This is a genomic window from Saccharothrix carnea (genome assembly GCF_003014735.1).
In the GTDB taxonomy this organism is placed as follows: Bacteria; Actinomycetota; Actinomycetes; order Mycobacteriales; family Pseudonocardiaceae; genus Actinosynnema; species Actinosynnema carneum.
In genome coordinates, this window is the sequence record NZ_PYAX01000003.1 from 511,850 (window position 1) to 537,738 (window position 25,889).

16 protein-coding genes, 1 tRNA gene and 1 pseudogene are annotated in these 25,889 nt (G+C 71.3%); 8 read left to right on the forward strand and 10 right to left on the reverse strand.

Going from position 1 to position 25,889, the window contains the following annotated elements:
* Positions 1-151: 151 nt before the first annotated feature.
* From B0I31_RS10710 to B0I31_RS10725, 4 genes are all read right to left on the reverse strand, one after another.
* Positions 152-5,110 (reverse strand): NAD-glutamate dehydrogenase, encoded by a 4,959-nt coding sequence (locus tag B0I31_RS10710; protein ID WP_106615157.1) that lies wholly within the window; start codon positions 5,108-5,110, stop codon positions 152-154.
* 196 nt (positions 5,111-5,306) lie between these two features.
* Positions 5,307-9,062, reverse strand: a complete 3,756-nt coding sequence (locus B0I31_RS40495) for a hypothetical protein (RefSeq protein ID WP_181320090.1) — start codon at positions 9,060-9,062, stop codon at positions 5,307-5,309.
* A gap of 18 nt (positions 9,063-9,080) precedes the next feature.
* Positions 9,081-10,757 carry an energy-dependent translational throttle protein EttA gene (gene ettA, locus B0I31_RS10720; RefSeq protein WP_106615158.1) on the reverse strand — a complete coding sequence of 559 codons (1,677 nt, stop codon included), beginning with the start codon at positions 10,755-10,757 and terminating at the stop codon, positions 9,081-9,083.
* A 318-nt stretch (positions 10,758-11,075) separates the two neighbouring features.
* Positions 11,076-11,567: a single-stranded DNA-binding protein gene (locus tag B0I31_RS10725; RefSeq protein WP_106615159.1), complete on the reverse strand. Its 492-nt coding sequence runs from the start codon at positions 11,565-11,567 to the stop codon at positions 11,076-11,078.
* Between the two features lie 163 nt (positions 11,568-11,730).
* Here B0I31_RS10725 and B0I31_RS10730 point away from each other — a divergent pair, with 163 nt between their 5' ends.
* Genes B0I31_RS10730 through B0I31_RS10740 form a run of 3 tightly spaced genes read left to right on the forward strand, consistent with a single transcriptional unit; the run spans position 11,731 to position 14,094 of the window.
* A complete protein-coding gene (locus B0I31_RS10730; RefSeq protein ID WP_106615160.1) occupies positions 11,731-12,351 on the forward strand; it encodes a TetR/AcrR family transcriptional regulator in 621 nt (206 codons plus the stop codon).
* The gene (locus B0I31_RS10735) at positions 12,348-13,277 is read left to right on the forward strand and encodes an ATP-binding cassette domain-containing protein (protein ID WP_106615161.1); all 930 of its coding nucleotides are present in this window, start codon (positions 12,348-12,350) and stop codon (positions 13,275-13,277) included. The genes B0I31_RS10730 and B0I31_RS10735 overlap by 4 nt, the downstream gene beginning before the upstream one ends.
* 13 nt (positions 13,278-13,290) lie before the next feature.
* Positions 13,291-14,094, forward strand: a complete 804-nt coding sequence (locus B0I31_RS10740) for an ABC transporter permease (RefSeq protein ID WP_106615162.1) — start codon at positions 13,291-13,293, stop codon at positions 14,092-14,094.
* On the opposite strand, the gene B0I31_RS10745 is transcribed toward B0I31_RS10740, so the two are convergent.
* A complete protein-coding gene (locus B0I31_RS10745; RefSeq protein WP_106615163.1) occupies positions 14,091-16,046 on the reverse strand; it encodes a bifunctional copper resistance protein CopD/cytochrome c oxidase assembly protein in 1,956 nt (651 codons plus the stop codon). The genes B0I31_RS10740 and B0I31_RS10745 overlap by 4 nt on opposite strands.
* A 79-nt stretch (positions 16,047-16,125) precedes the next feature.
* Between B0I31_RS10745 and B0I31_RS10750 the strand changes: the two genes are divergently transcribed.
* On the forward strand, positions 16,126-16,698 hold the full coding sequence (locus B0I31_RS10750) for a DUF3558 family protein (RefSeq protein WP_146173801.1): 573 nt from the start codon (positions 16,126-16,128) through the stop codon (positions 16,696-16,698).
* 262 nt (positions 16,699-16,960) lie between these two features.
* Here B0I31_RS10750 and B0I31_RS10755 read toward each other — a convergent pair.
* Positions 16,961-17,851 (reverse strand): annotated as a pseudogene (locus tag B0I31_RS10755) (MFS transporter); the annotation flags it as partial.
* Positions 17,852-17,914: 63 nt separating this feature from the next.
* Here B0I31_RS10755 and B0I31_RS10760 point away from each other — a divergent pair.
* Both B0I31_RS10760 and B0I31_RS10765 read left to right on the forward strand, forming a co-directional pair.
* Positions 17,915-18,970: a LacI family DNA-binding transcriptional regulator gene (locus tag B0I31_RS10760; protein WP_106615166.1), complete on the forward strand. Its 1,056-nt coding sequence runs from the start codon at positions 17,915-17,917 to the stop codon at positions 18,968-18,970.
* Between the two features lie 126 nt (positions 18,971-19,096).
* Positions 19,097-19,169, forward strand: a tRNA-Arg gene (locus B0I31_RS10765).
* 74 nt (positions 19,170-19,243) lie between these two features.
* Here the strand turns inward: B0I31_RS10765 and B0I31_RS10770 are convergent.
* Positions 19,244-20,506, reverse strand: coding sequence for a hypothetical protein (locus tag B0I31_RS10770; protein ID WP_106615167.1), 1,263 nt, complete (start codon positions 20,504-20,506; stop codon positions 19,244-19,246).
* 239 nt (positions 20,507-20,745) lie between these two features.
* Positions 20,746-21,537 carry an SAM-dependent methyltransferase gene (locus B0I31_RS10775; protein ID WP_106615168.1) on the reverse strand — a complete coding sequence of 264 codons (792 nt, stop codon included), beginning with the start codon at positions 21,535-21,537 and terminating at the stop codon, positions 20,746-20,748.
* A gap of 147 nt (positions 21,538-21,684) precedes the next feature.
* On the opposite strand from B0I31_RS10775, the gene B0I31_RS10780 reads away from it, so the two are divergent.
* Positions 21,685-22,314, forward strand: a complete 630-nt coding sequence (locus B0I31_RS10780; RefSeq protein WP_181320091.1) for a hypothetical protein — start codon at positions 21,685-21,687, stop codon at positions 22,312-22,314.
* Positions 22,315-22,317: 3 nt separating this feature from the next.
* On the opposite strand, the gene B0I31_RS10785 is transcribed toward B0I31_RS10780, so the two are convergent.
* Positions 22,318-23,907, reverse strand: coding sequence for an amidohydrolase (locus B0I31_RS10785; protein ID WP_219910656.1), 1,590 nt, complete (start codon positions 23,905-23,907; stop codon positions 22,318-22,320).
* A gap of 73 nt (positions 23,908-23,980) precedes the next feature.
* On the opposite strand from B0I31_RS10785, the gene B0I31_RS10790 reads away from it, so the two are divergent.
* Positions 23,981-24,928, forward strand: coding sequence for a methionyl-tRNA formyltransferase (locus B0I31_RS10790; protein ID WP_106615169.1), 948 nt, complete (start codon positions 23,981-23,983; stop codon positions 24,926-24,928).
* On the opposite strand, the gene B0I31_RS10795 is transcribed toward B0I31_RS10790, so the two are convergent.
* On the reverse strand, positions 24,912-25,841 hold the full coding sequence (locus B0I31_RS10795) for a hypothetical protein (RefSeq protein ID WP_106615170.1): 930 nt from the start codon (positions 25,839-25,841) through the stop codon (positions 24,912-24,914). The two genes, B0I31_RS10790 and B0I31_RS10795, sit on opposite strands and share 17 nt — an antisense overlap.
* Positions 25,842-25,889 lie beyond the last annotated feature (48 nt).

The following is a 25,889-nucleotide window of genomic DNA, read 5'->3' on the forward strand; positions in this document are numbered from 1 at the left end:
CCCGAGCTCGCTTCGCAGGGGTCCTCGCCAAGGGGACCCCTGCTTTCATTCTCCCAGAGGGGTACGACATTTCCGGGCCGCGAGGTGGTGCGGTCGGCTTCGAGCGGCGGCGACCGGGGTGTCGCGGAGCGGTCCGCGACACCCCGGGCCTTCAGCGGATCATGCTGCGGACCTGGCGGGCTGCCACGGAGAGGGTCGCCAGGTCGAGCTTGCTGACCCGGTTGATCTCCTCCAGGGCGGCACGCGCGCGGCTCAGGCGGGAGGAGTTGGCCTGCTCCCACGTGGCGATCTTCTCCTCCGGGGTGTCACCCGGCTCAGCCGACCGCAGCACGTCGATCGTGATCGACCGCAGCGACGAGTAGAAGTCGTCCCGCAACGCCAGGCGGGCCAGCGAGTGCCAGCGGTTCAGGCGTTCCAGGCTCGACACCGAGCTGAGCATCCGGTCGACGTCCAGGTGCTCGGACAGCGCGAAGTACAGCTCCGCCGTCTCCTCGTGCGTCCGCTCCTGCCCGGTCGCGCCCTCGCCCTCCTCGCGCTCGGCGAGCTCGGCCACCTCGGTCACGTCCAGCAGCCCGTAGGTGAACAGCAGCCCGGCGATCCGGCGCGCCAGGTCCACCGGCACGCCCTGGCCCACCAGCCGCTCGACGTGCTCGATCACGGACTCCTTCTCGTGCCCCTGGAGCAGGTCGATCGCGCGCGGCGCGAGTTCGGCGACCACCGGGGCGAACCGGCTGATCGTGGACCCGACCGCCAACGGCTGCGGCCGGTTGGTGAGCAGCCAGCGCGACGCCCGGTCGAGCAGGCGGCGGGTCTCCAGCACCATGTCGTCCTGCACGTCGGTCGGCACGACGTTGTCCAGCGCCCGGATCTGCTGCCAGATCGACGGCAGGTCGTAGATCGCGGTCACCACGGTGTACGCGCGCACCGCGTCCGTCGCCGACGCGCTGGTCTCCTCGGCCAGCCGGAACGGGTACGACACGCCGCCGCCGTCCACGACCTCGTTGACCAGCACCGTCGTGATGATCTCGCGGGACAGCGGGTGGTTGCCGATGGCGTCGGCGAACCGCTCCCGCAGCTCGCTCGGGAAGTAGTCGGGCAGCCGGCGGGCCAGCACGTCGATCGTCGGCAGGTCGCTGGCCAGCACCTCCTCCTTCAACGCCAGCTTCACGTGCGCGAGCACCGTGGCCAGCTCCGGCGAGGTGAGCCCGTCGCCCGCCTTCTCCAGCGCCTTGAACTCGGCCGCGCTCGGCAGGGCTTCGAGCGCGCGGTCGAGCACGCCGCGCTGTTCGAGGTCGGCGACCAGGCGGGCGTGCACCGAGAGCATCGGCGCGGCGTGGGCGCGGGAGACGCCGAGCACGGCGTTCTGCGAGTAGTTGTCGGCCAGCACCAGCTCACCGACCTCATCGGTCATCTGGCCCAGCAGCTCGTTGCGCTGGTCCTGGTCGAGCTTGCCGTCGCGGACCAGCTCGTCCAGCAGGATCTTGATGTTGACCTCGTGGTCGGAGCAGTCGACACCGGCGGAGTTGTCCAGCGCGTCGGTGTTGACCTTGCCACCGGCCCGGGCGAACTCGATCCGGCCGCGCTGGGTCAGGCCCAGGTTGCCGCCCTCGCCGACGACCTTGACCCGCAGGTCGGCGCCGTTGACCCGGATCGCGTCGTTGGCCTTGTCGCCGACCTCGGCGTGCGACTCGGCGCCCGCCTTCACGTACGTGCCGATGCCGCCGTTCCACAGCAGGTCCACCGGGGCGAGCAGGATCGCCTTCATCAGCTCCGGCGGCGACAGCTTCGCCACGCCCTCGGGCAGCCCCAGGGCTTCCCGTGCCCGCTCGCTGATCGGGATCGACTTGGCCGTGCGCGGCCACACGCCGCCACCCTCGCTGATCAGCGAGCGGTCGTAGTCGTCCCAGGACGAGCGGGGCAGCTCGAACAGCCGCTTGCGCTCCGCGTAGGACAGCTGGGCGACCGGGTTCGGGTCGATGAAGATGTGCCGGTGGTCGAACGCGGCCACCAGCCGGATGTGCTCGGACAGCAGCATGCCGTTGCCGAACACGTCACCGGACATGTCGCCGACGCCGACGACGGTGAACTCCTCCGACTGCGTGTCCGTGCCCAGCTCGCGGAAGTGCCGCTTCACGCTCTCCCACGCGCCCTTGGCGGTGATGCCCATCGCCTTGTGGTCGTAGCCCACGGAACCGCCGGACGCGAACGCGTCGCCCAGCCAGAAGCCGTAGGACTTCGACACCTCGTTGGCGATGTCGGAGAACGACGCCGTGCCCTTGTCCGCCGCGACCACCAGGTACGTGTCGTCGCCGTCGTGCCGGACGACCTGCGGCGCGGGCAGCACCGTGCCCGAGTTGAGGTTGTCGGTCAGGTCCAGCAGGCCGGAGATGAACTGCCGGTAGCAGGCGATGCCTTCGGTCAGCAGCGCCTCGCGGTCCAGGCCGGGGTCGCCGGTGGGCGCGGGCGGGCGCTTGAGCACGAACCCGCCCTTCGCGCCGACCGGCACGATCACCGCGTTCTTCACCGCCTGCGCCTTGACCAGGCCCAGGATCTCGGTGCGGAAGTCCTCGCGCCGGTCGGACCAGCGCAACCCGCCGCGGGCCACCGGGCCGAACCGCAGGTGCACGCCCTCCAGCCGCGGCGAGTACACGAAGATCTCGAACCGGGGCCGCGGCTGCGGCAGGTCCGGGATCGCGCGCGGGTCCAACTTCACCGCCAGGTACGGGCGCGGGTTGCCGTCCGCGTCGCGGACGAAGTAGTTCGTGCGCAGCGTGGCCTGCACCAGCGTGAGCAGGCTGCGCAGGATGCGGTCCGCGTCCAGGCTGGTCACGTCGTCGATCATCGCGGTGATCTCGTCGACCAGGTGCTCGGTGCGGCCGGTGCGCTGCTCGTCGGACAGCGACGGGTCGAACCGCGCCTCGAACAGCCGCACCAAGGCCATGGCGACCTCGGTGTGCGCCAGGACGGCGTCCTCGATGTAGTCCTGGCTGTACGGGGTGCCCGCCTGGCGCAGGTACTTGGCGTAGGCGCGCAGCATCGCGGCCTGCTGCCACGTGACACCGGCCTTGAGCACCAGCGTGTTGAAGCCGTCGACCTCGGCCTCACCGCGCCACGCGGCGGCGAACGCGTCCTGGAAGCGGGTGCGGACGGACTCCACGTCCTCGGCGGACAGCTTGTCCAGCGTGACCTGGTCGATGCGCAGGCCGAAGTCGTAGATCCAGCACTCGACGCCGTCGTCGCGGGACAGCTCGTAGGGCCGCTCGTCCACCACGACCACGCCCATGCGCTGCAACATCGGCAGCACGTCCGACAGCGTCAGCCGGGCGCCCACGAGGAACAGCTTGAACCGCCGCTCACCCGGCTCGGCGTCGCGCGGCGTGTAGAACACCAGGTCCAGGTCGCCGGGCTTGAGCGCCTCGATGCGCCGGAAGTCCGCCAGGCCCTCGACGGAGGTGAAGTCCTCCTTGTACGCCTCGGGGAACGCCGCGGCGATCCGCTGGCCCTGCTCCGACGACGACTCCGCGCCCAGGCCGGTGCCGTGGTCGTCCAGGACCGCCTCGACCATGCGGTCGTCCCACGAGCGCACCGCCTCGGCCAGCAACTGCTGGATGTAACCGGTGTCCGGCTCGACCTGGCGGGCCGGGTCGGTGTGCACGGTGAAGTGCACGCGGGCCAGCGCCGACTCGCCCACGCGGGCGCTGTACTCCAGGTTCACGCCGCCGAGCTGGTCGATCAGGACTTCCTGCATGGCCAGCCGGGACGTCGTGGTGTAGCGGTCGCGCGGCAGGTAGACCAGGCACGAGTAGAACCGGCCGTACGGGTCACGGCGCAGGAACAGGCGCAGCCGGCGGCGTTCGGCCAGCGCGATCACGCCCGTCACGGTCTGGTAGAGCGTGTCCGTGTCGACCGAGAACAGCTCGGTGCGCGGGTAGTTCTGGATCACCTCCAGCATCCGCTGCCCCGAGTACGAGTGCAGCGGGAAGCCGGCGCGGTGGATGACGTCGCGGACCCGGCGCTCGATGGCCGGGATGTCCAGCACGTCCTCGTGCAGGGCCGTCGTGGAGAACACGCCCAGGAACCGGTGCTCGCCGGTCACGTTGCCGTCCGCGTCGAAGGTCTTCACGCCGACGTAATACGGATACACCGAGCGGTGCACGCTCGACTGCGCGCTTGCCTGCGTCAGGACCAGCAGTTCGGGTGACAGTGCCTGCGCGCCCGCGTCCGGGCCCGCGGTCAGGCTGCGCGCCGCGAGGCTGTCCTGTCTGAGCACACCGAGACCACTCGCCAGGACCGCGCGCAGCGCCGGTTCGCCATCGGTGGCCGGGTCGTCGCGGACCAGCTCGTACTGGCGGTAGCCGAGGAAGGTGAAGTGGTCGTCGGCGAGCCAGCGCAGCAGGTTCGCGCCGTCGGCCACCTCGTGGCTGGCCAGCGGCGGCGGGTCGGACTCCAGCTGTTCGGCCAGCTGCAGGGCCGTGCCGGCCATCTTGTCGGTGTCCTCGACGACCTCGCGGACGTCGTTGAGCACGGCGTGCAGCTTGGTTTCCAGCTCACGCGCCCGGTCCGGGTCGGTGAGCAGGTCGACCTCGATGTACATCCACGACTCGGCCAGCGCGTCACCCGGCGGGTCGGCCGGGTCGGCGGTCGGCAGCACCTCCTGGAGCGCACCCGTCACCAGGTCCCGGCGCACCACCACGATCGGGTGCACCACCCGCTGCACCTGCACGCCGCCGCGGGTCAGCTCGGAGGCCACCGAGTCGACCAGGTACGGCATGTCGTCGGTGACCACCTGCACCACCGTGGCCGGACACGTCCAGCCGTCGTGCCCGCGGGTGGGGTTGATGATCCGCACCACCGGACGACCAGGCACCCGGGTCTCGGCGAGCTGGTAGTTCGAGCGCACCGCGCCCACCAGGTCGACCGGGTCGTCGTCGATGACTTCCTCGGCCGGGACGTGGCGGTAGTACAGGCGGATCAGGTCGGCGAGCTCGGGGGCGTTGGCGGCGGCTCGTTCGATCAATTCGTCACGAGCCTGTTCGGGACTGGCCGGGCCGGCCGCGCCGACATCACGCGCGGTCTGCTCGGATCGGGACGGGGCTCCAGTCGAGGTCATGTTCAGGCGGCTCCACGCTATCCGGTACCTCTGTGTACCGGGTCCGCGCACAACTTAACCAGACGCGCGCGAACCCGTTCGCCACAACCCTCTCACTGAATCGAACAACTTGCCGTCAGGTGGCGAATTCACTGGTGACGTGGGCTATTTCCGGCTTTGTTACCGGCCGGAAACCTTATTACAAGCTCAAATGATTTCACGATTCGGGAAGTGTCCACGTGTCGAACCGGCGTGGCGGGTCGACGCGCTGGATCGGGGCGGTGGTCTCGTTCTCGGAGGCCGGCGGCGGATTCCCGACAGGTGAGATCGGCACGGTGTCCTCGTCCACTTCCCCGCGCCCGGCCGCTTCGTCCTCGCGTCGGGCGTCCTCGTAGGCGACCAGTGCTTCGGCGAGGAGTTCGGCCAGGCTCAGGTCGCTCTTGTGGCGGCGCGAGGCGCGGGTGGCGCTGGGCGAGTCGGGAGCGGGCGGCGTCGGCTCGACGATCGCCGGCAGGTCGATCGTCTTGCCACCGACCACGACGGCGGTGACGAACGGTTCCTTGGGCGTCTCCGTGGCCGTGGCCGGCTCGGCTGCCTGCTCGACCGGCGGCGTGTCGTCGTGCTCGACGTCGGCGGCGCTGAGGAACCCGGTCGGGCTGAACGGCGGCGTGGCCTCCGGTGAGGGATCGGCCGGCACCGGGTCCGGCACGGGCACCGGCGGCACCTGGTCGGGTTCGGGCACGCCCGGCACCTGGTCCGGCTCGGGCTGCGGCGTCGACAAGTCCACGGCGGCCGCCGAATCGACGTCGGTGGCGGGGAAGACCGGCCGCTCCTCGACGTCCGTCGTCTGCGCCCCTTCGACGCTCGTCGCTTGCGGTGGCACCGTGCGCGCCACTGCCCCGCTGGACTCGGCCACCGGCAGGCCGAAATCGCTCACCGGCGGCACGGGGTAGTCGGGCGGGTCGGGCACGCGGGCGGTGGGGATGAGAGGCCCCTTCACAAAAGCCGCGCCGAGCCCGACCGGCGGCACGTCATCCCGCACGGCGGGTTGGACCATCGTCGGCGAGTCGAACATGTCGACCGGCGCCGGTGGCTCCTCACTCCGCAACCGGGACGGCGGCTCCACCCGCCACTGCACCGGTTCGGGTTCCGGCTGGGACTGCCGCACGGCCTCGGACGTGAACCGGACCTGCTGCACCGGCTGGGACTCGGCCTGCTCCGACTGCGGCTCGGGCTGCACCGGCCAGGGCTCAGGCTGGTCGGGCCGCGCGGACTGCGGCTCGGGCTGCACCAACTGCACCGGCCAGGACTCGGCCTGGTCCGACCGCACCGACTGCGGCTCGGGCTGCATCAATTGCACCGACCTCGACTCAGGCTGGTTCGACCGCGTCCGCTCGAGTTCAGGCCGGTCCGGCTGCACCGACTCGGCCGTGAGTTGGACCTGCCGCACCGGCTCAGCCGGCTCAGGCCCGGGCTGGGCTTCCGGCTCCGACTCGCGTTCAGGCCCAGCCTGCCGCACGGGTTCCGGCCCCGCAGGCTGAGACTCAACCCCGACCGGCCACACCGACTGGGCCTGCTGCGGGAACTGGGTTCGAGACTGGTCCTGCCGCGCCGACTCGGGCTCAGGCAGCGCCTGCCGGACCGACTCGGGCTCGGGCCGCGCCTGCCGGACCGACTCCGACTCCGACTCCGGCTGCCGCAGCGGCGCGGGCTCGGTCCGGACCTGCACCGGCTGGGGTCCGCCCGGTTCGTCATCGGCATCAGGCGCCCGCCGCCGGCCACCGGCGCGTTGCGGGTCGAGGAGCCCAGCCGCCTTCAACGTGTCCAACACGCTGGAATCGGCCCCGGACTCACCACTCGACCGCTCCCCGTCCGCAGCCTCACGAGCCGCCCGCCGTCGCCCACTGCGCACCGCACCCGCCGCCGCGATCAACCCGGCCGCAGGCACACTCCGCTCGCCGCCCTCATGCGCGGCGGCGGGCGAAGACACCTCCGTCGCAGCCTCCCCACCGGCCGCCACCTCACCCTGTCCAGCACCGGTGTGGTCGGCTGCCGACGGAACGCTGAGTTCAGTACCGCTGGACATCGGCTCGTCCGCTCCCGCGCTCGCCACGTGACTGTCGACCGGTGCGCCGTCGAAGGCACCGCCAAGCCCTCCACCGGCGGTCACGTCCGATCCCGGGTACGCAGTGGATCGGGGCTTGGCGAGTGCCGTGGTCGGGTTGGCGGCCTGGGTCGGGGACTCGGGGGCCGAGGCTTGGGGTCCCGGGCTCTGATGCGCGGACGCGTGGGGTCCCAGGCTCTGGGCCCCGGATGGTGCCGGGCTCTGGGGCGCGGACACCTGCGGAACCGGGCTCTGCGGTGCGGAGTCCTGGCGTGCGGAGTCCTCGGGTGCGGTTGCCGAAGGTGCGGTTGCCGAAGGTGCGGTTGCCGAAGGTGCGGTTGCCGAAGGTGCGGAAACAGCAGGTGCGGGTACCGAGGGTGCGGGAACAGGGGTGCCGGGGACCACGGGCGCGGTGTCGGCGGCTTGGTGCGGGTTGGCGGGGCGTGCTTCGACGGTCCTGGCGTGCTCCGGCCGACCGTGGGTGGGGCGGGCTTCCGGTTCCGGAGCGCGGCGGCGGCCTCCCGGTTGGGGGTCGCCTTCCGTCTCGCCGAACGGTTGGACCAGGCGCCAGCGGTCGGCGGCGTGGGCCCTCGCCGCGGAGATGCCGTCCACCGTCATGTCCTCGGCGGCTCGGCGGGAGCGCTTGACCCGGACGCCCTCGTTGCGGTGCATCTGGACCGGGCGCCACTGACGGAGCTGTTGCTTGACGTCCGGGGCGAGGTCGGGGTCGGTGGGCGGCACGGTCGCCGGGGTTCCGGTGCGCAGCAACGCGGCCAGTTCGTCGTGCAGGCCACCGGCGGGACGGCGGTGGACACCCGCGAACTCGGCGGCGAGCCTGGCCCGCACCGCGTAGACCGCCCGCGCCCGCCTGCGCTCGGCCGCGTGGGCGGAACGCAGGTTGGCCAACGCCTCGGCCAGGTCGCCCGCCACCTCGTGGACGTGCGCCAGCGCCAGCAAGCTCTCCGCCAGGAGGGTGTCCAACTGGTGGCGTTCAGCACTGTCCGCGGCGTCACGGAGCAGATCACGTGCCTGGTCGACGCGGCCGGCGGGGAGGTGGACCCTGGTCGCCAGGGCCAACCGGAGCCAGCCGGCGGTGGACGCGGACGGCGCCCGCACCGGGCGTTCCAGGAGCGGGGTGCCGAGTTCGGAGGCCTCCCCCGGCTTGTTCAGGTCCATCAGGGCGCAGACCAGTTCGACCGTGAGCCTGCCCCGCACCTGGCCGTTGTCGGACTCGGCCTCCTTGAGGCGGTCGAGCACGGCGAGGCCGTCACGGGCCGCGGCGACCGCCGCCTGCAGGTCGCCCCAACGGCGGTGCTGACCCGCGGCGGACGCGCGGAGCAGGCCCCGGTGCAGCAGGGTCGTGTCGTGGTCCAGCAGCGGGTCAGCCTGGTAGAGCTGGTCCGCTTCGTCCAGCGCCTGGGCGAGCGCCGCGCCGCGGCCCACCGAGACCAGGCACTCGCTGGCCTGGACGAGGGCCGCGGCCCGCAGGCCCGGCGGGACGTCGTCGGCTTCCAGGACCGGCCGGACGGCGGCGAAGCCCGTGAGGGGCGCGCCGACCGCCCTGGCGCTGTCGGCCAACTCGACCCGCAGCCGCCAGGCCGTTTCCCGCTCGGACGCGGCCTCGGCCGCCTTGAGGGCGTCCAGTGCCCGGTCCGCGATCCGGACGCCCCGGCCCATCCGGTTGCTCGCGAAGACCACCAGGGCCTCCGCGCGCAACCGGTCCACCTCGTCACGGCGGGTGGAGGCGAGCGCGACGGCGCGTTCGCCCAGCACCAGAGCAAGCTCCGGTGCCCGCCAACGCAGCCGCCAGGCGGGCACGACCAGCGTGCTCACCTCGACGTCCGCCTGCGCCTCGCCCCTCGCCGCCACGATGTAGGTACCCGGCTCTCAGTCCCGTGTGAGCTTGCGGTAGGTCACGCGGTGCGGCCTCGCGGCCTCCGCGCCGAGGCGCTCGATCTTGTTCTTCTCGTAGCCCTCGAAGTTGCCCTCGAACCAGTACCACTGCGACGGGTTCTCGTCCGTGCCCTCCCACGCCAGGATGTGCGTGGCGACGCGGTCGAGGAACCACCGGTCGTGCGAGATGACCACGGCGCAGCCGGGGAACTGCTCCAGCGCGTTCTCCAGCGAGCCCAGTGTCTCGACGTCCAGGTCGTTCGTCGGCTCGTCCAGCAGGATCAGGTTGCCACCCTGCTTGAGCGTCAGCGCCAGGTTCAGCCGGTTGCGCTCGCCACCGGAGAGCACGCCCGCCGGCTTCTGCTGGTCCGGCCCCTTGAAGCCGAACGCGCTGACGTACGCCCGCGACGGCATCTCGACGTTGCCGACGTGGATGTAGTCCAGGCCGTCCGAGACGACCTCCCACACGTTCTTCTTCGGGTCGATGCCCGCGCGGTTCTGGTCGACGTAGGACAGCTTGACCGTCTCACCGATCCGGACGATGCCCGAGTCGGGCTCCTCCAGGCCGACGATGGTCTTGAACAGCGTCGTCTTGCCCACGCCGTTCGGACCGATGACACCGACGATGCCGTTGCGCGGCAGGCTGAACGACAGGTTGTCGATCAGCACCCGGTCGCCGAAGCCCTTCTTCAGGTTCTCCGCCTCGACCACGACGTTGCCCAGGCGCGGGCCCGGCGGGATCTGGATCTCCTCGAAGTCGAGCTTGCGGGTCTTCTCCGCTTCCGCGGCCATCTCCTCGTAGCGGCCGAGGCGGGCCTTGGACTTGGCCTGGCGGGCCTTGGCGCCCGACCGGACCCACTCCAGCTCGTCCTTGAGCCGCTTCTGCAGCTTCTGGTCCTTCTTGCCCTGGACGGCCAGCCGCTCGGCCTTCTTCTCCAGGTAGGTGGAGTAGTTGCCCTCGTACGGGTGGGCCCGGCCGCGGTCGAGCTCCAGGATCCACTCGGCGAGGTTGTCGAGGAAGTACCGGTCGTGGGTGACGGCCAGGACGGCACCCGCGTACTGCGCCAGGTGCTGCTCCAGCCACAGCACGCTCTCCGCGTCCAGGTGGTTGGTGGGCTCGTCGAGCAGCAGCAGGTCCGGCTTGCTCAGCAGCAGCTTGCACAGGGCGACCCGGCGGCGCTCGCCACCGGAGAGCGTCTTGACGTCGGCGTCCGGCGGCGGGCAGCGGAGGGCGTCCATCGCCTGCTCCAGCTGGGAGTCGAGGTCCCACGCGTTCGCGTGGTCCAGCTCCTCCTGGAGCTGGCCCATCTCCTCCATCAGCTCGTCGGAGTAGTCGACGGCCATCTTCTCGGCGATCTCGTTGAAGCGGTCGAGCTTCACCTTGATCTCGCCGAGGCCTTCCTGGACGTTGCCCAGGACCGTCTTCTCCTCGTTGAGCGGCGGTTCCTGCTGGAGGATGCCCACCGTGTAGCCGGGCGAGAGGAAGGCCTCGCCGTTGCCCGGTGTGTCCAGGCCGGCCATGATCTTCAGCACGCTCGACTTGCCGGCGCCGTTCGGACCGACAACGCCGATCTTCGCACCGGGGAGGAACATGATGGTGACGTCATCCAGGATGACTTTGTCCCCGTGCGCCTTGCGCACCTTCTTCATGGTGTAGACGTACTCGGCCATGCCCGCGATCGTAGAGCGGTGCCGATCGGGCCCGAACCTCGGACGCCGGCAACGGACGTGGGCACAACGCAGAGTTAACGCGAACGTGGGTCACCCACAGACGTAACACGCCCGTCGACCCCGCCTGGCGCGACCCTGCGACCAGCGACTCCGACCGGATGCGCGAACTCGGTGCGCTGTCAACCCCCGGTGCCTGCGTGCGGACCCGGCCCTGGCGCCGGCCCGACGACCTCCCTCCTCCACGCTCGCAACGGCGACGACTGCCCGCGCATTCTCCGCCCCGATCGCACCGGCGGAAGCCCTTGTCGCTCGATTGGCTCAGAACGGCACTTCGGCCACCTCCTTCGGTCGCTCGGCCTCACCCGGGAGGACCAGCGGCAACTCGTCCGGTTTGCGCGGTGCGACGATCTCGGGCGCGGCCCTGGCCTCGACGGCGTCCGGCGTGTGCCTGGTGCGCGTCGGCATGGCGGTGCACAGGGCCAGGTTGGGACCGATCGCGGTGGCCTCGACCTCCACCACCGGCTGCGACTTGCCGTCGAACTCCACGTCCCTGATCGTCAACCGGCCGGTCACCACCACCGGGTCGCCCTTGTTCAGCGATGCCTGCGCGTTGTCCGCGAGCATGCGCCAGCAGGACACCGTCAGGAACATCCGCGAGCCGTCTGACCAGCGGCTGTCCTTCTCGTCCCACACCCGCTCGGCGCTGAACAACCGGAACTTCGCGCGGCTGAAGCCGGTGCCGACCTTGGTGTGGGTGACCGAGCTGGCGACGTTGCCGCAGATGGTGACCCGGGTCTCGTTGTAAGCCATGTCCGCCTCCTGGGTTGATCTCTTGGGACCAGGTTGCCGGGCGTTGAGCTGGGCGGACAGCGGTGGTTCCAAATCTGTGGACAACTCCCTGAAGCACGCATAATCGCAATGAGTGAGCGCTCACTCGTTGACATGAGTGAGGACTCACTCATAAGCTGGCCACATGCCCGACGAGACCACCCAACGCCGCCGCCGCGCACCCGCGATGAGCGTCGAGGACCGCCGCGAGACGATCGTCACCGCTACCGTCCCGCTGCTGTTCACGCACGGCGCCAACGTCACCACCAGCCAGATCGCCAAGGCGGCCGGCATCGCGGAGGGCACCGTCTTCCGGGCGTTCAAGGACAAGCAGGAACTCATCCGCACGTGCGTGCAGAGCGTGCTGGCCGTCGACTCGGAACTGGAGCTCATCGAGCAGGCCAGGCAGGCGAAGACCCTCGCCGAACGCCTCTCCTGGGCCATCAGCGCCGTCTCCGGCTACCTGGACCGGATGTGGCAGCTCATGAGCGTCCTGCGCGACTCCGGCTACGACCCGCACGACGGGCACGGCAAGGAGCGCGAGCACAAGGGACCGCCGGTCGAGATGCAGCGCATCACCGAGCGCGTCGCCTCGCTGTTCGGCCCGGACGACGAACTGCGCGTCGACCCGTCCCTGGCCGCACGCCTGCTGCTCGGGCTCGTGTTCACCAACCGCATGCAGGGCGAGGGCTTCGGCGACTCCACCGCCGACGCCGACCAGCTCGTGCAGCTCTTCCTGCACGGCGTACTGAGGGGGAAGCAGTGACGGACCTGATGATCGAGGCAACGGACGTCGGCAAGGCGTTCGGTGCGCAGAAGGCCCTGGACGGCGTGAGCATCGCCGTGCCCAAGGGCACCGTGCTCGGCTTGCTCGGCCACAACGGCGCGGGCAAGACGACGCTGGTCAACGTGCTCACCACGATGCTCCCGCCGGACTCGGGCCACGCGCAGGTGGCCGGGTTCGACGTCGTCACGCAGGCGCACCAGGTGCGCAGCCGGATCGGCCTGACCGGCCAGTTCGCCGCCGTGGACGAGCAGCTGTCCGGCCTGGACAACCTGGTCCTGATCGCCCGGCTGCTCGGCGCAACCCCGCGTGAGGCCAGGGCCAGGGGCGCCGAGCTGCTGGAGCTGTTCGGGCTGGCCGACGCGGCGAAGCGGCCGTCCCGCACCTACTCCGGCGGCATGCGGCGACGCCTCGACCTGGCCGCGAGCCTCGTCGGCCACCCGGAGGTGATCTTCCTGGACGAGCCGACCACGGGCCTGGACCCGGCCGGTCGGCTCGGGCTGTGGGAGATCGTGGAAGGCCTGGTCACCAACGGCACCACGGTCCTGCTCACCACCCAGTACCTGGACGAGGCCGACCGCCTGGCCGACTCGATCACGGTGCTCTCGAAGGGCAAGGTCGTCGCCGCGGGCACCAGCGCCGAGCTGAAGGCCCAAGTCGGCCTGCGCACGGTCACCGTGACCCTGGCGGACGTCTCGGACGTCCCCAAGGCCACCGGAGCCCTGGAACGGGCGGGCCTGCAGCCCGTGACGGCGCAGAACACGCTCACCGCGCCCGTCACGTCGTCCCGCGAGATCGCCACGGTGGTCCGCGCGCTGGACGAGGTCGGCCTGGAAGCCACCGAACTGGCCCTCGGCGAACCGACCCTGGACGACGTCTACCTCACCCTCGCGCAGCACGCGGCCTGAACAGGAGCCCCGGATGACCACCCTCACCGCCGCACCCCGCTGGCGCGGCACCGACTTCGGCACTCAAGTGCTCGTGCTGACCCAACGGTCACTGCGCACGCTGGTCAGCGACCCGCGCATGATCGTGTTCAGCATCCTCCAGCCGCTGATCATGCTGACCCTGTTCAGCCAGATCTTCGCGAGCATCGCCAACACCCCCGGCTTCCCGCAGGGCGTGGCCTACATCGACTTCCTGATGCCCGCGATCCTGGTCAACACCGCCATGCAGTCGGCGTTGCAGGCGGGCGTCGGCCTGGTCACGGACATGAAGAACGGCGTGCTGGCCCGGTTCCGCTCGCTGCCCATCCGGTCGGGTTCGGTGCTGATCGCGCGCAGCCTGTCCGACCTGGTGCGCACGGCCGCGCAGTTGCTGTTGATGCTGGTGTTCGCGGTCGTGGTGTTCGGCTACTCCCCCGCGGGCGGTGTGGTGGGCACCGTCGCGGCGCTCGCGCTCGCGCTGGCCGTGGGCTGGGGCCTCGGCTGGATCTTCCTGGCCATCGCGGCGTGGCTGCGCAACGCCGAGCTGATGCAGACCGTGGGCTTCCTGGCGATGTTCCCGCTGATGTTCGCGTCCAGCGCGTACGTGCCGATCAGCGGGCTGCCCGGCTGGCTCCAGGCGGTCGCCAACGTCAACCCGTTGACGTTCGCGGTGGACGCGGCACGGTCCTTGGCGCTGGCCCAGCCGGTCACCGGTGTGGTCGGCGCGCTGGTCACCAGTGCCGTGCTGGCCGCCGCGGGCTGGGTCGCGGCGGTCAAGGGCTTCCGCAGGCCCCTCTAGGAGTCTTTGCCGGACATCTTGCGCAGCATCGCGTTGTACGCGGCCAGGTCCGCGTCACCGTCCGCGTCCGCCCGCCGGTCCGCCCGGCGGGCGTCACGGCTGTCCGACCGCGCCCACTGCACGAGCAGCGCCACCATCACCACGATCAGCGGCAACTCGCCCGCCGCCCACGCGATACCGCCACCGAGCCGCTGGTCCTCCAGCTGCGACGTCACCCACGGCAGGCCGAGCGAGCGGTAGAAGTTCTCGCCGATCACGGTCTGCGAGCTCATCAGCACGATGCCGAAGAACGCGTGGAACGGGATCGAGGCGAACAGCAGGCCGAGCCGTCCCAGCGGCGGCAGCCGGTTCGGCGCCGGGTCGATGCCGATCACCGGCCAGTAGAAGACGTACCCGACCAGGATGAAGTGGGCGTTCATCGCCAGGTGCGCCCAGTGGTAGTCCAGCGCGCTGTCGAACAACCCGGAGAAGTACAGGCCGTAGAACGAGCCCACGAACAGCGCCAACGCCACGAACGGGTTGGTCAGCACCTTCGTCACCGGCGAGTGCACGAACGCCAGCAGCCACTCCCTCGGCCCCGGCGGGTTGCCCTTGCCCGCCACGGGCAGCGCCCGCATCGCCAACGTCACCGGACCGCCCAGCACCAGCAGGATCGGCGCCAGCATGGACAGCAGCATGTGCGCTTCCATGTGGATGCTGAACATCGCCGGCGCGTACCGGCCCACCCCGGACGACGTGGCGAACACCACGGTCAGGCACCCCGCGACCCACGCGACCGTGCGACCGACCGGCCACGCGTCACCGCGCTTGCGCAGCCGCCGCACACCCAGCAGGTACAGCACGCCGAGCGCGATGAAGATCGCGCCGAAGACCAGGTCGAACCGCCAGTCGAACAGCAACCGCGACCACGTCGGCGCGCCGAACAGGTCGTAGCCGATGCGCAGCTCCACCGTGCTGGGCAGCACCCGGCCCTCGACCGGCGGAGGCGTGCGGCTCAACGCGGCGGCCAGTCCCAGCGTGAGGAACATCAGCAGCACCTCGACGCCCGCGAGCTTCACCAGCGACCGCCCGGAGCCCGTGGCCACGACCTCCTTCACGCTCTTCTCGCGCTGGAAGTAGCCCACGACACCCAGCACGGCGAGCGCGAGCGCCTTGCCGAGCACCAGCAGCCCGTACTCGCTGCCGAACAACTGGCTCACCGGCAGCCGCACCCAAGCGTTGACCACGCCGGAGGCGGCCATCACGATCCAGCAGACCAGCGCCAGCCGGGAGAACCGCGACGTCGCCAACCCCAGGTGGTCGCCGCCCCGCTTGCCGTGCGCCAGCAGCGCGATCAGGCCGCCGACCCACAACGCCGCCGCGATCAGGTGGTACAGCAGGCTGTTCGTGGCCACGTCGTGCGAGCCGCCGCCGGACGAGTGCCCCGTCACCGCCACCGGGATCAGCGCGAACACCGACAGGAAGAACAGCGGCACGGTCCAGCCCCACGACAGCACCAGCCGGCAGCCCAGCGCCAGCAGCGCTACGATCACCGCCGTGATCATCCACGCCTTCGCCTGCTCCACCAGCCCGGCCACCTGGACCAGCACCGAGGGCTCCAGCAGCGCCGTCACCGGCTGCCCGAGCGCGTCGGCCACCGTGAACGGCACCGACAGCACCGCGCCCAACGTCCACACCAACGCCGCCCAGGCCGCCGTGCGCACGGCCGCGTAACCGTCCGCGGCGAGCGTGCCGCTCTCCTGGGGCGGCACCAGGAACGCCGCCAGCAGCAGCGAGCCGACCGTCACCACGGCCGCGGCCTCGGTCAGCACGCGCACGACGATCAGCGCCGACGCGTCACCGCCGGTGAGGACGAGCAGCCCCGCCGCCACCAGGGCGGCTATCGCCGTGCCGACGATCAGCAGGGGGATGAGACCGGTCCGCCGGGTGCGGGAAGGCGCGTCAGTGGGCACGTGACGAGCGTAGGCGGCCCGGCCACACCGCCACCAACCGCCGGACGTGCGCAGATCACACCCACTACCGTTGCCGGACGTGACCAGTTCTCGCACGGTGCTCTTGATGGCCCTCGCCTTGCTCCTGTCGGCGGGGTGCAGCTACTCCATCAACGGGGACGCGTTGCCCCAGGCCGGTGTCACACCCACGACGACGTCCGCGGACGAGCCCTCGGGCGCGCCGAAGATCGCCAAGCCGCGCACGGTCGTCGGCGTGGAGCCGTGCTCCCTGCTCACCGCGGCCGACCTGAAGTCCATCGGCCCGTACAAGAAGGACCCGGCGCGCAAGGACGATGTGATCCAGGAGTCGTGCCAGTACGTGCTGGACGACGGCTCCCAGGCCGGGCGGACCGTGATCGCCGCGCTCTACCAGAAGTACGAGCAGGTGCGGACGCGGCAGGCCGAGGGGCGCGAGGTGGTCGTGGAGGGGCACTCGACGTGGGTGCTGTGCGAGCCGACCGGCGGCGAGACGGCGTGCACCGCGACCCTGGCGGTGAACGCCAACCGCAGCGTCCTGGTGGCGATGGCCCAGCCCGCCGGCGTGCCCGACCAGATGCTGGCCGCGATGCAGCCGCTGCTCAAAGCGGCGTTGGGCCGGCTCCCGATCGCGTGAGCTCACGGGCGCGCGACCGACGCGCCAGCAGCACGGCGGGCACCATCAACGCGATCACGAACGCCACGAAACCCAGTGAGATCGACAGGTTGCTGGCGTGCGCGAGACCGCCGACGACCGGCGGGCCGAGCAGGAAACCGGTGTAGGCGACCGTTGTCACCAGGCCGATCTCGCGTTCACCGCCCGTGCCGTCGGCGCGCCTGCCCGCGTCACCGGCCAGGTCCATGATCACCGGGAACGCGAACGCCAGGCCGAGGCCCACCAGCGCGAACCCGACGTAACCCACGGCGGCCGACCGCACCAGCACCGCGAGCGCTAGGCCGACCGCGGCCACCACGGCACCCGACGCAAGCAGGCGGTACGGGCCGACGCGGCGTTGCGCGGGCTCGCCGAGCAGGCGGGCGGTGGCCATCGCGACGGAGAACCCCGCGTACGCCGCCGCGGCCGCGGCCTCGCTCACCCCGCGTTCGTTGACGAAGAACAGCGCCGACCAGTCCGACGCCGCGCCCTCGGCGATCGCGGAGAACAGCGTGATCGTGGCCAGCAGCCACAACAGCGGCCGCTTGAGGACCGGCCGGTCCTCCGCCACCGCGTCGGTGCTCTCGCCGGTCGTGGTGGGCACGGCCCTGATCACCCACGCGATGGTGATCGCGCCGATCACCGCGACCGTGATGAGGTGCCGGGTCAGGCCCCAGCCGACACCCGCCGCGGCTGCCGCGCCCAGCGAGCCGACCAGGCCACCGACGCTGAAGCCCGCGTGGAACTGCGGCATCAGCGGCCGGTCCAGGCTGCGGGTGACGGCGACTGCGGCGACGTTCATGCCGACGTCGAGCGACGCGCCGCACGCGCCGAGCACGAACAGCACCAGGCCGAGCTGGAACGGCGTGTCGGCGAGCGTGAGCGAGGGCACGGCCACCACGGTGACCGACGCGCCCACCACGATCAGCTTCCGCGCACCCACCCGCGCGCAGATCCGGGCCGCGAACGGCGCCGTCGCCGCCAGACCGACGCTCGCGCCGAACAGGGCCAGTCCCAGCGTCGCCTCGGTCGCGCCCACTTGTGCCGCCAACGCGGGCATGCGTGCCGCCCAGGACAGGAACAGCGCCCCGTTGAACAGGAACACCGCGAAGACGGCGAGACGTGGCGTCGGCATGCTTTCGAGTGTGAACTAGAGCGCTTCAGAACGTCCAACCGATTACCTGGTTACGCTCATCACGTGGACCGCCCTCGCAAGCCGACGCTCGACACGGTGGCCGGCGCGGTCGGCGTGTCGCGCGCCACGGTGTCCAACGCCTACAACCGGCCGGACCAGCTGTCCGCCGCCTTGCGCGAGCGGATCCTGGAGACCGCCGCCTCCCTGGGTTATGCCGGGCCGGACCCGGTGGCGCGCAGCCTGGCGACCCGGCACAGCGCCGCGGTCGGGTTCATGCTCGGGCAGGGGCTGTCGGCCTCGTTCGCCGACGCGGCGCTGTCGATCGTGCTGGACGGGCTTGCGTCGACCGTGGACGGGCACGACCACTGCCTCGTGCTGATGCCGGGCAAGGACAAGGGCGGGCCGCGGCCGGAGACCGTGGCGCGGGCGCAGGCCGACGTCGTGGTGGCCTACTCGCTGCCCGACGACGCGCCGGCGTTGACCGCGGCCCGGACGCGCGGGCTGCCCATGGTGGTGATCGACCAGCCCGTGCTGCCGGACACGGCACGCGTCGAGGTGGACGACTTCGGCGGTGCCCGGCTGGCGGCGTCCTCGTTGTGGGCCTCGGGGCACCGGCGGTTCGGCGTGGTGACGTTCGCGCTGCACCCGGACGGGCACAACGGCCCGGTGACGACCGCACGGCTGGCTTCGACGTCGTTCCGCGTGACGCGGGACCGGCTGCACGGGTACCTCGACGTGACGGGGACGGACACGCCCGTGTGGGAGTGCGCGCGGAGCAGCCGCGAACTGGGCCGTGCGGGTGCCCGCGCCCTGCTCTCGGCCTCCCCGCGGCCCACGGCGCTGCTGTGCGCTTCGGACGAGTTGGCGTTCGGCGCGCTCCAGGCGGTGCGCGACCTCGGGCTGCGCGTGCCGACCGACGTGTCGGTGATCGGCTTCGACGACGTACCCGCCGCCGAACACGCAGACCCACCTTTGACTACCGTGCGTCAACCCCTGGCCGAGAAGGGCAGGCACGCGGGCGAACTGGCCCTGCGCCTGCTCGACGGCGGCAGACCGGGAGAGCCGACAAGACTGCCGGTTTCCCTCGTCTCGCGCGACTCGACGGCCCCTCCAAAGTGATCCACATCACTTTTCGGCCATCTTGATCACCCTTCCGGCACCTGGACGGAAACGCGACGAGTCTTCCGGACGATGTGTCCGGTGGGGCGGCTACGCTGCTACAGCGCGTGGTCAACAGCCCCTCCAGCCTCCGTAGCTCAGTGGAGAGAGCGAGGGACTTCTAATCCCGAGGTCGCAGGTTCGAATCCTGCCGGGGGCGCGCGAGCGTGTCAGGAGCGGTGTGGCCGGTCTTCGGTCAGGATCGGCCCACACCACACCGACACTTGGTGAGGGTCAGAGTGGGCCGGTCGAGTGGCAGGTTTCGGCTCGGCAGCCCCAGGTGGTGGTGGTCGTGCCGACCGTGACGAGGGCGGCGTGGGCGAGGAAGCGGTCGCGTTTGGTGCGTTCGTCCAGGGTGGCGCAGTCGCACGTGGGCGCGGGTGGGGGTGGCTCGTTGTGGGCCAGGCCCATGTAGCCCAGCGGGACGCCCAGTCCCTCGGCGATGGCGGTCAGGGTGTCGTAGGACTCGACCTTGGTGCCGGATAGGACCCGCTCGACCTCGTGGGCCGGTTGGCCGGTCAACGCGGCGATCCGGTCACGTGGCACGCCGTGGTGGGTCAACAGCCGGTAGACGGTGGTGATGTCGCGCAACGCCAAGGCGGCGCGCATCTCCTGCTGCTCCCAGACGTCGGGCAGGTCGGGGCGCGACTGGACGGGGCGGACGGCGCGTTCGTCCACCGCGGGACCCGGCGCGGTGGCGGCGTCCCAGTCGACCCACGCCCACTCCGGTTCCGCCACCTTGGCCACGGCACGTGGGTCGGCCGCGGACAGGGCGATGCCGCGCACGGCGTTGCGGAAGCGGTACGGGACGGCGGAGGACGCCGGGATGCCGCACGTGGAACGGGCCAGGATCGCGGCGATCGAGTCGCTCGGCGGACCACCCCGCCAGTACAGCTCCAGCACGTCGCCGACGACGACGCCGTCCAGCCACGCGGCGCCCCGCCACAGCGGCAACCGGCGCAGCACCCCGCTCATCAGGTCCACGGGCAGGTCCGGCCTGGATGCCGCCTCACGGGGATCGAGGCCGCCGGTCAGGGCCAGGTCGACCGGCAGACCCGTGGCGACGGCCTGCCGCCAGCGTTCCCGCGTCACGCCGAGCAGACGCGCCTCACCATCGGGTGAACGCAGGTCCAGGTGGTCCCGGCGGGGGTGGACGCGCAGCCCCGGCACGCCGTCGACCCGGTCGCCCGCCGCCACCGGCAGCAACTGGGTCAGCAGGTCGTCCAGCGCCGCGTCGTGGACCCGCAGGCCGAGCACCTTCGCGTCCGGCCGCACCCGGCTCACCAGGGACGTCGGCCGCAGCGAGTGGCCACGCCGGCGCATGCCCGCCATCGTCCGGTTGGCCGCCGCCAGCAACGCCGCCTCGAACCGGCGTTGGCCGGACGTGCGGGCACTGGGCACGACACCGTCCGGCGGCACGCCACCGCGTTGCCTGCGCACCATGTTCGGTGTCTCACCGGTGCACCGGTTGCGCTTGACCAGAGAGCTTGTCGACACGAGGAACCTCCGCGGACGCCACCCGGTCGACGCCACCGGGTTCGCGAACGCGCCAACGCCGAACCCCGGGAACCGGCGGACATGCGGGGCACGTTCGCCAGAACGCGCTCTGGAGGCACCCACTCCCTCCGGGCCGGGAGGAGCCTCGGTGGCAGCCGCACCTGCCAGGTCACAAAACTACAACAACGGCGATGGCCCACGGGGCGCGATCACTCGAAGGTGCGAACCACTCGGTTTCGTCAGAGCTTGCGGCCGACCGCGGCCAGGCCGGCGAACCGCTCCGGGTGCTCGTCCACGTCCTCCGACGACGCCGGACGCCACAGCGGCAGGTGCACGACACCCGGCTCGACCAGCTCGTAGCCCTCGAACAGCGCCTCGACCTCCGGCTTGGACCGCATGGTCATCGGGGTCGCGGTGCGGCGCCGGTACAGGTCGGTGTGCTCGTCGGCCTGGGTGTCCTGGCCGTCGTGGGTGGCGTGCGAGATGACCAGGTAGCTGCCCGGCGGCACGGCGTCGTGGTAGGCGGCGATGATCTTCGCCGGGTCGTCCTGGACGAAGTGCAGCACCGCGACCAGCATGACCGCGACCGGCCGGTCGAAGTCGAGCAGGCCGGTGACCTCGCGGGCGGCCAGCACCTCGTCCGGCTCGCGCAGGTCGTGCTGGACGACGGTGGTCCGGGGGTCGTCGCCGAGGATCGTGCGGCTGTACGTCACCGCGATCGGGTCGTTGTCGACGTACACCACGCGCGAGTCGGGTGCGGCTTCACGGGCCACCTCGTGCACGTTGCCCACGGTGGGGATGCCGGAGCCGAGGTCGAGGAACTGGGTCACGCCCTCGCGCACGCAGAACTGCACGGCACGGCGCAGGAACGCCCGGTTGGCCTGCATGATCAGCGGCAGCTCGGGCCACATCGAGATCGCCTGCTCGGCCATCTCCCGGTCGACGGCGAAGTTGTGCGCACCGCCGAGGTAGTAGTCGTACACCCGGGCGGCGCTCGGCCTGGTCAGGTCGATGTCCGGTCGTTCACCCACGGCTTGCTCCTTCCCCCGCCCGGCAGCTTAGGCGCTCGTCGGACGGGGGTGCGTGGCCGGTGGGATAGCCCGTTCGCAGCCCGCGGATTGTCGGACCCCCTCGGTAGAATCGAACACGAGTTCGATCGCGCGCGAGGGGAGCTTGTCGTGGAGCCGATCAGCGTCACCGCCCTGTCCTTCACCGAGTACGTCATGAGCGGCCAGCGTGGCCGGATCAGCATCGTGTCCGAGCAGCGCCGCATCTACCTGTCGTCCGAGCAGTGGGTGGCGGGGTTCTACAACCCGATGCGGGACGCGATGCGGCGGGCGGCGAACTCGCCCGACCCGGCCGCGGAGCTGGAGAAGGCGGTGGAGGCGGCGCACCGGCAGCCCCGGGCCGGTCAGCCGCGCGCGTTCGAGGAGCTGCGGGAGGGGTTCCTGCCGTGGCTGCTGGCGACGAGGGCGACCGGCGTGCCGACCGCGGCGGCCCGGTGGCAGGCCGGTGACCTGGCGTTGCGCGTCCGGCCGCACCTGGGGTTGCGGTTGCCGGACGGGTCGCGGGCGGCGGTGCTGGTGTACGTGAAGGAGACCCCGATGACGCAGGAGGCGGCCAACGTCGGGCTGCGGATCCTGCAGCAGACGGTCTCCGACACGTTGCCGGGCGCGGTGCCGCTGGTGCTGGACGCGCGGCGCGGGCGGGCGTTCCGGATGTCCCGGCGGACGAACCTGGCGAAGCTGGACGCGCTGATCGCGGCCGAGGCGGCCGGGTACGTGGTGCACTGGCGGATGAGCGCCTGACAATCACGCGGTGGTGAAACCGGCCGGGTCGTGGGCGAAGTCGCCGCCCACGACGGTGGCCGCGATCCCGATGTCGCCGATCTCGGAGGCGTCGCAGGTCAGCGGGTCGACTTCGAGGACGGCGAAGTCGGCCAGCTTGCCCGGCGTGATGCTGCCCAGCGCGTGTTCGCGGCGGCACGCGTAGGCCGCGCCAATCGTGTAGGCGGCGATGGCCTCGCGCACCGAGACGACCTCGTCCGGGCCGATGGGGTGTCCTTCCTTCGACCGCCGTTCGACCATGAACTGGATGCCGCGCAACGGTTTGCCGTCGACCACCGGGCGGTCCGAGCTGCCCGCCACCACGATGCCGCGGTCGAGGAAGGACTTGCCCCGGTACATCCACGGCGCCCGTTCGGCGCCCATGATCCTGGCGTAGTCGTCGCCGTACGCCCAGAGGAAGGACGGTTGGATCACCGGGATCACGTTCAGCTCGGCGATCCGGTCCAGCTGCTCGGGCCGCACGAGCCCGCAGTGCTCGATCCGGTGCCTGGCGTCCAGGCGCGGCACGGCGCGCTGCGCTTCAGCCACCGCGTCCAGGGCGAAGTCGACGGCGCGGTCGCCGATGGCGTGCACGGCCAACTGCCAGCCGGCGGCGTGCCCGTCGACGATCGCGGCACGCATCAGGTCCGGGTCGTCCTGCAGTTGACCGGCGGTGTCCATGCCCTCGTACGGCCAGGTCAACGCCGCCGTGCGGGCCATCATGCCGCCGTCCGTCCACAGCTTGAGCGGGCCGATCGACAGGCGGTCGTCGCCGAGGCCGGTGCGCAGGCCGAGCGGCACGGCACGCCGGATGCCGTCGGTCGCGTGCGCGGCAACGGGTTCCAGCCGGTCCGCGGACACCATGAGCTGGATCCGGATGGGCAGGGAAGCCCGCTGGTACGCCTCGACCTCCAACGGGCTGCTGCCGATCAGGCCACCGCCGACACCGGCTTCGGCGGCCAGCACGACGCCTTCCCGCAGGCACTGGTGCGCGCCCGACTCGACGTCCGCCGCGATGTCGTCCAACGAGTACGGCAGCCGGAGCGCGCGCACGGCCGTCTGCGCGGCTTCGGCCAGGAAGCCGGTCGGGGTGCCGGTCGCGTCACGCTGGGCGTCGCGCAACGCCGACGCGGGCAGCACGGCGAGCACGTCGCCGCTGACCACGCACGCGTGCCCGGACAGGTCCTGCACGTAGATCCGCGGCCCGATCAGGTCCAGGTCGCGCGAGGTCAACGGGCGGTCCAGGGCACGGTGGTCGTACCCGGCCGCCTCGACCCAGCCCGACGAACGCGGTGCGTGGCGCAGGACGTCCAGGACCTGGGCGACGGTGGCGCAGGACGACACGTCCGGGGTCCGCGCCGCGCGTCCGGCCCACGCGAGGTGGTTGTGGGCGTCCACGAAACCCGGCAGCACGGTCGCGCCGCCGAGGTCGACCACCCGGCGCGCGGGCAGGTCGGCGACGTCGTCGTCCAGGCCGACGATCCGCCCGGCCCAGACACCGATCACGGACGCCACCGGCCGGGCCGGGTCCATGGTCACGACCCGCCCGCCCACCACCTTGAGGTCGAGGATCACCCGCAAAGGCTAGCCCAGGGTTATTAGGTTAGGGTTGGATAACTTAGGCGAGCCTATCCAAGGAGGAGCTCCCATGCGGGTCGTCATGTTCGGCTACCAGACCTGGGGTCACCGCACGCTCCAGGCACTGCTGGACTCCGAGCACGAGGTGGTGCTGGTCGTCACGCACCCCAAGAGCGACCACGCCTACGAGCGCATCTGGAGCGACTCGGTCGCGGACCTGGCCGCCGAGCACGGCGTCGAGACGATCATCCGCAACCGACCGGACGACGACGAGCTGTTCCAGCGCCTCAAGGAGGTCGAGCCGGACGTCATCGTCGCCACGAACTGGCGCACCTGGATCCCGCCGCACATCTTCGCCCTCCCCAAGCACGGCACGCTGAACGTGCACGACTCGCTGCTGCCCGCCTACGCGGGCTTCTCGCCGCTGATCTGGGCCCTGATCAACGACGAGAAGGAGGTCGGCGTCACCGCGCACATGATGGACGAGACGCTGGATGCCGGTGACATCGTGCTGCAGCGCGCCGTCCCGGTCGGCCCGCGCGACACCACGGCGGACCTGTTCCACAAGACCCTGGAGCTGTTCGGGCCGATCACCGTGGACGGCCTGGCCGAGATCGCCGGGGGCCGCACGGACTTCACCAAGCAGGACCGGTCGAAGGCCAGCTTCTTCCACAAGCGCGCGGAAGAGGACTTGCGCATCGACTGGACGTGGGAGGCCGACGAACTGGACCGGCTGGTCCGCGCCCAGTGCCCGCCGTACCCGAGCGCGTTCGCGTTCCACAAGGGCAAGCGGCTGGAGATCCTGGAGGCCGAGGTGTCCCAGGAGCGCTACGGCGGCACGCCCGGTCGGATCTTCTACCGCGAGGGTGACGGTGTCGCGATCGTCGCGGGCGCGCAGGCACGGCGTGGGCGCAACCACGCGTTGCTGGTCAAGCGGGTGCGCACGGAGGACGGCACGGAGCTGGGTGCGACGGAGTACTTCACGCACATGGGCGGGTACCTCACGAGCCGACCCTGACCGAGGCCTGTCGGACCACGAACAGGAAAGCCCACGTGAGGACGACGAGGACGGCGTGGGCGATGAGTGCTCCGGCGGACTTCTCCACCAGGATCCACCCCACCCACGTGTAGGTGACCAGGGCGCCGGCCGCCACCGCGAACCGGTGGGCGGCGCCCCACCCCGTGCTCCGGCCCCACCACGCCAGGGCGGTGGCGGCCACGACCGTCAACGCGACCTTCAGGCCGAAACCGGTCCAGTCCTCCGGCACCGCGACGAAGGCCGACGAGACGACGAACGTGCCCACGCCCACGAGCCCAGGGCGAGGCACACGTCGTGCCACCGCGGCACGCGGCCGGATCAGGAACGCCACCGCGATCAGGGCCAGGACGACCACGGCGGCGCCGATGCGCTGCGCGGGCGTGGCCATGAAGCCTTCTTCGTTGAGCAGGATCAGGAAGACGAGGGCGGAACCGGCCAGGAAGACCAGCGAGAAGACGACCAAGCCGGTGCGACCGAGCCACGGGGTGGTGCGCCGCCGCCAGGCCAGTGATTCGACCAGGGCGATCGGCACGCCGATGCTCCAGACGGCGTGGCCGACGATGAACGCGTAGCCGTTCAACGCGCTGATCCCGAGCGCCGGCACCGGTGTCACGGCCTGGAACTCGTACTCCTCGAACGACGGGTTGAACAGCGACTGGTCCAGCAGGCCGGCTTCCAGCACGCCGTACGCCAGGCCGAGCACGAGCATGGTCGGCCAGCCGCGGCCGGTGCGCCGGGCGATCTCGCGGATCAGCAGCGCTCCCCCGCCGTACATCGGCGCGAGGACGATGATCGCGGCGATCTCGGACAACGGGATGTTGCCGAGCACGAACTCGCCCACGAGTGGCGCGAGCAGGAACAGGACCAACGCGGCGCGGAGGTTGCGGGACATGGGCCGCAACGGTAGGAGCGCCGCGGGCCCGGGACATCAGGCGTGAGA